Annotated in this window: 8 protein-coding genes; 3 read left to right on the top strand and 5 right to left on the bottom strand. The window is 73.8% G+C overall.

Features of this window, described 5'->3' with window-relative positions:
* Positions 1-150: 150 nt before the first annotated feature.
* Positions 151-1,221: a zinc-dependent alcohol dehydrogenase family protein gene (locus tag C1I97_RS27230; RefSeq protein ID WP_111005797.1), complete on the bottom strand. Its 1,071-nt coding sequence runs from the start codon at positions 1,219-1,221 to the stop codon at positions 151-153.
* Between the two features lie 286 nt (positions 1,222-1,507).
* On the opposite strand from C1I97_RS27230, the gene C1I97_RS27225 reads away from it, so the two are divergent.
* Together C1I97_RS27225 and C1I97_RS27220 are read left to right on the top strand one after the other, a co-directional pair.
* Positions 1,508-1,909, top strand: coding sequence for an STAS domain-containing protein (locus tag C1I97_RS27225; RefSeq protein ID WP_111005796.1), 402 nt, complete (start codon positions 1,508-1,510; stop codon positions 1,907-1,909).
* Between the two features lie 67 nt (positions 1,910-1,976).
* Positions 1,977-2,564 carry an Rv1733c family protein gene (locus C1I97_RS27220; RefSeq protein ID WP_111005795.1) on the top strand — a complete coding sequence of 196 codons (588 nt, stop codon included), beginning with the start codon at positions 1,977-1,979 and terminating at the stop codon, positions 2,562-2,564.
* Between the two features lie 75 nt (positions 2,565-2,639).
* On the opposite strand, the gene C1I97_RS27215 is transcribed toward C1I97_RS27220, so the two are convergent.
* From C1I97_RS27215 to C1I97_RS27210, 3 genes are read right to left on the bottom strand one after another with little or no spacing between them, the layout of a single operon-like run.
* Positions 2,640-3,506, bottom strand: a complete 867-nt coding sequence (locus tag C1I97_RS27215; RefSeq protein WP_111005794.1) for a universal stress protein — start codon at positions 3,504-3,506, stop codon at positions 2,640-2,642.
* Between the two features lie 5 nt (positions 3,507-3,511).
* Positions 3,512-3,649 carry a hypothetical protein gene (locus C1I97_RS40170; protein WP_181446937.1) on the bottom strand — a complete coding sequence of 46 codons (138 nt, stop codon included), beginning with the start codon at positions 3,647-3,649 and terminating at the stop codon, positions 3,512-3,514.
* 27 nt (positions 3,650-3,676) lie between these two features.
* Positions 3,677-4,582 (bottom strand): universal stress protein, encoded by a 906-nt coding sequence (locus C1I97_RS27210; RefSeq protein WP_111005798.1) that lies wholly within the window; start codon positions 4,580-4,582, stop codon positions 3,677-3,679.
* 193 nt (positions 4,583-4,775) lie between these two features.
* Between C1I97_RS27210 and C1I97_RS27205 the strand changes: the two genes are divergently transcribed.
* On the top strand, positions 4,776-5,228 hold the full coding sequence (locus tag C1I97_RS27205) for a universal stress protein (protein ID WP_111005793.1): 453 nt from the start codon (positions 4,776-4,778) through the stop codon (positions 5,226-5,228).
* A gap of 31 nt (positions 5,229-5,259) precedes the next feature.
* On the opposite strand, the gene C1I97_RS27200 is transcribed toward C1I97_RS27205, so the two are convergent.
* Positions 5,260-6,999 carry a sensor histidine kinase gene (locus C1I97_RS27200; protein ID WP_111005792.1) on the bottom strand — a complete coding sequence of 580 codons (1,740 nt, stop codon included), beginning with the start codon at positions 6,997-6,999 and terminating at the stop codon, positions 5,260-5,262.
* Positions 7,000-7,195: the final 196 nt, after the last annotated feature.

Here is a 7,195-nt window from a genome sequence, read left to right as displayed (position 1 = left end):
TCGTTGCGATACATCAGCCATCCGTCTTTCCACCCGGCACGGCGAGCCCAACACGGCGGGCACGACCGTGGTTGCGTACCCCCATCCTCCGGCGCCCCGGACCGAAGGACGAGGGCCGTCGGTCCCGGGCCGCCGAGGAGAACGGCCCGTTCAGTCCGTGGTCACGGGGACGACCTCGTGCTGCGGTCCGCCGAGTACGACCTTGAGCGCCCCGGTCTCGGCGGCGTGGGCGAAGACGTCGTACGCCTCCTCCATCCGCTCCAGCGGGAAGGTGTGCGTGACCAGCTGGGAGGTGGGCAGCCGGCCGGCGGCGGCCATCTTCAGCAGCGTGGGCGTGGAGCGGGTGTCCACCAGCCCCGTGGTGATGGTCACGTTCTTGATCCACAGCTCTTCCAGGTGCAGGGTCGTCGGCCTGCCGTGCACGCCGACGTTGGCCACATGACCACCGGGCCGCACCATGCGCGTGCACATCTCGAAGGTCTCCGGCACGCCCACCGCCTCGACGACCACGTCCGCGCCGAGCCCGCCGGTGAGATCGGCGACCAGCTGCTCGGGGGCCTCGCGGGCGTCGGCCACCGCCTCGGCGCCCAGCCGCCGCGCGGCCTCCAGACGGGCCGGCGCCATGTCCACCGCGATGACGCGCTCGGGCGCGAACAGGTGGGCGGTGGCGATCGCCGCGAGTCCGATCGGCCCGGCACCGACCACGGCGACGGTGTCCCCGGGCCGTACCCGCCCGTTGAGCACGCCGACCTCGTAGGCGGTGGGGAAGATGTCGGCCAGCAGCACGGCGTCCGCACTGGCCACCGTCGCGGGCGGCACATGCACGGACAGGTCGGCGAAGGGCACGCGGACGAACTCCGCCTGGGTGCCGTCGATGAAATGGCCGAGGATCCAGCCCCCGCCGCCCAGGCACTGGCTGTACATGGCCTCGCGGCAGTAGCGGCACCGGCCGCAGGCGGTGATGCAGGAGACCAGCACCCGGTCCCCCGGCCGTACGGTACGCACGTCGGCGCCGACCTCGACGACCTCGCCGACGGCCTCGTGCCCCAGCACCGTGCCGGGGCGGACCTCGGGCACGTCGCCCTTGAGGATGTGCAGGTCGGTGCCGCAGATGGTGACGGTGTCGACGCGGACGACGGCGTCGGTGGGCTCCTTGACGTCCGGGTCGGGAACCTCTTCCCAGGCGGACTGCCCGGGACCGTGGAAGACGTAGCCCTTCATACCGATCCTCACCCTCTTCTGCTCGGACGGGTTCTCGGAGGGGCGGCCGGGGCCCGGCGGTCCGCGGCGGGCGGGCGCGGCCCGGACGCCGGCGGGCGCCGCCGGGTTTGCCCCACAGATCCAGCTTGTCCGACGGTTCGGCGTCGCGCTTGGGCCGGCCGGCCCCACCGGCCGGCCGACCGGGGCACGCGTGTACGGGACGGCCGGCGGCCCGGGCTCTTCGGGTTTCCGGGAGGGGGCCGAACGGCCCTTCCGCGCACCCTGCCGGACCGGCTGTGCTGGCCGTATGTCCGAGAGCCATGCCAGGACCGCCCTGAGCCATACGGAACGCGCCGTCGGCTCCACGACCGTCGTGACTCTCAGTGGCGAGGTCGACCTCGCCACGAGGCTGTCCCTCGCTCCGCGCCTCGACGTGCTCACCGCCGGGCCCCGGCCGGACCTCGTGCTCGACCTGCGGTCCGTGGCCTTCATCGACTGCGCCGGACTGGGTCTGCTGTGCCGGGCACGCAACCGTGTCGCCGCCCGCGGGGGCCGGCTGCGGCTGGTCAGCGACAGCACGTCCTTCCGGCGGATCCTGCGCCGCACCGGTCTGGCCGGTGTCTTCGCGCTGCTGCCGGAGTTCGGGACGGCCCCGGCCACCGCGCCGGTCTCCCGGCATGGGCCGGTGGTCCCCGCGGGACAGGGCTGACCGGCCCAAGTCCTTCCATGGTCACCACTGCCATGTTCGAGAGCACGGAACGAGGAGGTGGCGGCCGATGAGCGGCGGGAAGCGCAAGGGACGCGTCCGAAGGAGGCTGTGGCGGTGGCGCGGCAACCCGCTGCGCCGCCGCGAGGACGTCGTCGAGGCGTGGATCGTCCTGGCGATGTGGGTGGTGATCGTGGTGGGCGGCGCGGTCGCCGGGACGGTGGTGGCGCGCGTCACCGATCAGGATTTCGCCCGGCAGCGTGCCGACCGGCAGCCGGTCCGGGCCGTGCTGCTCACCGACACCCCGCCCACCGCGCCGGCCGACAGCGACCGCCACCGGCCGATGGCGGAGGTCCGCTGGACCGCCCCCGACGGCACCGCCCGGATCGGCCTGACCCCGGTGGACGGCGGTCTGCGGTCCGGGGCGACGGTCACCGTCTGGCAGGACGGCCACGGTGTCCTCGTCCCCCGGCCGGCCGCCCCGGCCGAGGGCCGCGTCGAGGCCGCCCTCTTCGGCACCGCGGCCGCACTCGCGCTCGCCTGCCTCTCCTACGTGACCACGACCGCCGTCCGCCGGCGGCTGGACCAGCGCCGCTACGACCAGTGGGCGGCGGAGTGGGAGCTCGTCGGCCCGCTCTGGGACCAGAAGACGAGCTGACACGCCGGCCGAACGGTCCGTGTCGCGGCAGGGCCCCGGCGCCGGGGGAACCGGTGCCGGGGCCCTGCCGCGGCCTCATGCCCGTTCGGGTACCACGGCGATCGGGCAGGCCGCGTGGTGCAGGACCGTGTGGGCGGTGCGGCCGAGTTGGAGGCCGAAGTGCCCCGGGCGGCGCCGGGCGCCGACGACCAGCAGGTCGGCCTCGTGGGCGGCGGCCAGGAGCACCCTGCGGGCCGGGCCCTCCACGGCGCGGCGCTCCACCTTCACCTGCGGCGGTACGTCCCGCAGCGCCGCCTCCAGGGCCTGGGCGGCCCGCTCCTCGTGGACGTGCTCGGGCTCCCCGGTGATCAGCGGGTGGTCGACGCTCTCGTGCGCCGGGCACCGCCAGGCCCGTACGGCCTCCAGGACGGCCCCGCGCCGTTCGGCCTCCTGGGCGGCGAACCGCACCGCCCCGGCGAATTCGTCCCCGACCCCGACGACGACCCGGCCGTGCACCGCCGTGCGGGCCTGGTTGTCGTTGTTGCCGCGGATCACGATCACGGGGCAGTCGGCGTGCGCGGCCACGAACAGGCTGACCGAGCCGAGCAGCAGGTTGGCGACACCACTGCGCCCCCGGGTGCCGACGACCAGGGCGGAGGCGTTCTTGCCCTCCCGCACCAGCGCGTACTCCGGCTCCTCGGGCAGGGCGGCCCTGCTGATCGGCAGGTCGGGATGGCGGGCGCGGGCACGGCGGGCGGCGGCCTCGACGACGTCCTCGGCCCGTACCTGCCCGTCCGGCTTGCCGAGCTCCCGGGCGAGCGCGGCGCCCTCGTAGCGCTCCCACAGCGAGGCGTACACCACCCTGAGGGACACCTGTCGCAGAGCGGCCTCGTCGGCGGCCCAGTCCACGGCCCGCAGACTGGGCTCGGAGCCGTCCACGCCGACGACCAGCGGCAGCTTCATCGTCCTCACCCTCCCGTACCGAGATCGAACACGGTCCTCGCCCCGGCCTTGCCGCCCAGCACCTCGTCGACGGCCTCGTCGGCGTCCGGGCGCTCCTCGACGACCAGGGGCTCGCCGAAGCCCCATACGACCGCTGCCTTCATGTTTCCCGCTCCTCGGCTGTGAGGTGTTCAGTCGTGTGCGACGACCGCGACAGGGACGGTGGAGTGGTGCAGGGCGGCGTGGGTGACGTGACCGATGTGGGCGCCGAACGGGCTGCGGCGCACGCGCCGGCCGACGGCGACCAGGGACGCGTCCTTCGCGGCGGTGACGAGCAGGTGGGCGGCGCTGCCGGGACGGGAGACCTCCGCGACCCCGACGTCCGGGTACTTCTGCCGCCACGGGCGCAGCACGTCGGTCAGCGCGGTGGCCTCGGTGGCCGCGAGCGATCCGTACAGTCCGGCGTCGGCGGGCACGCCGTACCCGTAGTACGGCGGCGGGTACCAGCCGTGCACGACGCGCAGCGAGGTGCCGCGGCGCAGGGCCGCCTCGAAGGCGAAGCGGATCAGCTCCTCGTCCGGGGCGGCGGTGTCCAGGCCCAGCACGACGGGCCGGAAGCCGGTCGCGGCGGAGGGCACGCCCGCGGGGTCCATCTCGTGCTCGTCCGCGGCCTGTTCACCGGCGCGGACCAGGACGACGGGCCGCTCGGCGTGCGCGACGACGGACAGCCCGACGGAGCCGACCATGAAGCCGCCGACCCCGCCCAGGGCGCGCGAACCCAGCACGAGCAGGTCGGCCTCCTGGGCGGCCTTGACGAGCGACTCGGCCGGAGGGCCGGTCAGCTGCTCGGTGATGACCTCGACTCCGGAGTGACGCAGTCGCAGTCCCTCGGCCGCTTCCCGGGGCACCTTCTCCGCCCAGTGCCGGTGGGTCTCCGCGCCGGGCAGCGGCGCCTGCGCCATGGGCTCCGGCACCGGCTCCCACACGTGCACGAGCTTCACCGGCACACCGAGCAGCTTCGCCTCCCGCGCCGCCCATTCGGCGGCGGCCCGGCTCTCGGGGGAACCGTCGAGACCGACGGTGACCGTGCGGGGCATGGGCTCCTCCTCCTGCGACGAGTGTTCCACCTCGAGAATTCCTGCCACCGCGCACGCCGCCCAGGGGCCGCAGGTCCCCTGCCGGGACCGGCCGGCCCCATGGACGCGGGGAGCCCGCGGGCTCCGGATGGCACATTCGTGACGGGCCCGGCAGCGTGGACGTCGGGGACAGCGACTGCTGAGTGAGGTGGCCATGCAACCCTCGAAACCGCGACGCCGGGTGGTCGTGGGTGTGGACGGTTCGCCGTCGTCGTACGCGGCGCTGCGCTGGGCGGTGCGGTACGCGCAGCTGGTGGACGGTGTCGTGGAGGCGATCCACGGCTGGGACACGCCGTCGTTCGTCGGCCGGGCCGGGCCGGCGATCTCCCCGGGGCTCGATCAGGAACAGGCCCGGGAGCGCTTCGCGGAGGGGTTGCGCGGCGTCTTCGGGGACGACCGCCCGGCCTCCCTGCGCACGCGTCTCGTCCAGGGCGATCCGTCGGAGGTGCTGATCCGCGCCTCGCAAGGAGCGGAGGCCCTCGTCGTGGGCAGCCGGGGCCTGGGGGGCTTCGCCCGCGCGGTGCTCGGCTCGGTCAGCCAGCGCTGCGCCCAGTACGCGGCCTGTCCGGTGGTCGTGGTGCGCCAGGACGGCGAGGGTCACCACTGATCCGACGGTCCTGTTCGCCGGGCCGCCGCGGTCACCCTTCGGACGGGCTCAGCGGCGCCTGCCACACCAGTCTGGTCCCGCCGCCCTCGGGCGTGGTCCACTCCAGGTCGCCACCCAGTTTCCGGGCCCGCTCGGCCATGTTGGCCAGACCGCTGCGGCGGCCCTCGGGCGGAATGCCCACGCCGTTGTCGGTGACCGTGACGCGTACCGCCCTGCCGTCGGTCTCCAGCACCACCTCCGCGTGGTCGGCGTGCGCGTGGCGGGCGATGTTGGTCAGCGACTCGGACAGGACGGCCACCACGTGGTCGGCGGTCTCCTTGGGGACATGGGTGTCGAGCAGCCCCTCCATCCGCACACTGGGCGCGAAGCCCAGCACCGGCGTGGCCTCCCCGACCACGCGCACCGCGCGCGCCCGCAGGCCGGGGGTCTCGTCGCCGCGCAGGCGCAGACCGAAGATCGTCGATCGGATGATCTTGATGGTCTCGTCCAGGTCGTCCACCGCCCGCAGCACACGCTCCTTGGCCCCCGTGTGGTCGATGAACCGTCCGGCGCTCTGCAGCGTCATGCCGGTGGCGAACAACCGCTGGATCGCCAGGTCGTGCAGGTCCCGGGCGATGCGGTCGCGGTCCTCCAGCAGGGCGATCTGCTCGGCGTCCTGCCGGCGCTCGGCCAGTTCCATGGCGAGGGAGGCCTGCGCGGCGAAGCCCCGCAGCGGCTCCAGCTCCTTCTCCGAGAAGTCCCCCGCACCGGCTTCCCGGACCAGCAGGACCACCCCTTGTACATGGTCGTCATGGTCGTCCGAGGCCCCGATGGGCACGGCCACGGCCGGGCCCAGGCCGGCGAACCGCGGCGGGCCGGCCGTGATCCGCGGATCATGGGCGACGTCCCGGCTACTCACGGGCGCCCCGCCGACGAACGCCTCCCCGGTGAGGGTGCCTTCGACGGGCAGCACCAGTCCGCGGTGCGCCTCCGCCTGCAGGCCGACGGCCAGTTCCACGGTGAGCGTGTCCGTGCCCTTCACCGGTGTCGACATCACCGCCAGCGCGGCACCCGTGATCTCACGCGCGCGCTCGGCGATCAGCTTGAGCACGTCCGCCTGGGCGGCGCCCGACATCAGGCTGTGGGTGATCTCCGCGGTGGCCCGCAGCCAGCGCTCCCGCAGCCGCGACTCCTCGTACAGCCGCGCGTTGTCGATGGCGACACCCGCCGCGACCGCGAGCGTGGACAGGACCGACTCGTCCTCCTCGTCGAACTCGGCCCCGCCCCGCTTCTCGGTCAGATACAGGTTGCCGAAGACCTGGTCCCGCACCCGGATCGGGACGCCGAGGAAGGTGTTCATCGGCGGGTGGTGCGCCGGGAAGCCGTACGACGCCGGATGCTCCGACAGCTTCGGCAGCCGCAGCGGCTCCGGGTTCCGGATCAGCTCACCGAGGATTCCGTGCCCCTCCGGGTACGGGCCGATCCGGGCGATGTCCTCTTCGCCGACCCCGACGGTGTGGAACGCCGACAGCCGCCGGCCGTCCGGACCGATCACGCCCAGCGCCGCGTACTCCGCGTCGACGAGTGTCGCCGCCGCGTCCACGATGCTGTGCAGCGCCTGCTCCAGGTCCAGTTCCCGGCCGACGGAGAGCACCGCCTCCAAGAGGCTGTGCACCCGGTCCCGGGTTCCGCGAGCGGCGTCCAGGCGTGCCTGCAACTCCTCCAGCAGTTCGTCCAGCCGTAGCTGCGGCAGCCGTACACGGGCCTCTCCGGACTCCTCGGAGCTTCCCACCGGTGATCCTCCAAGCCCCACGAAGTGACGTGTCCCGTTCCGCTCACCTGACACAGTAGCGGCTGCGACACGGGCTGGACACGAGACCGTCACGGCGACCGACACGGGCCACACGATTCACGCAATTGCAAATTTCTGCAATTTCATAGATCCTATGATGGCTTCCCCGTATTCCTGTCCCCTGGCCCCCCTGGCC

Source organism: Streptomyces sp. NTH33, from assembly GCF_003236365.1.
Taxonomy (GTDB): Bacteria; Actinomycetota; Actinomycetes; order Streptomycetales; family Streptomycetaceae; genus Streptomyces.
Note: the sequence above shows the minus strand (reverse complement) of the source record. Positions and strands in the feature narration are given on the sequence as shown.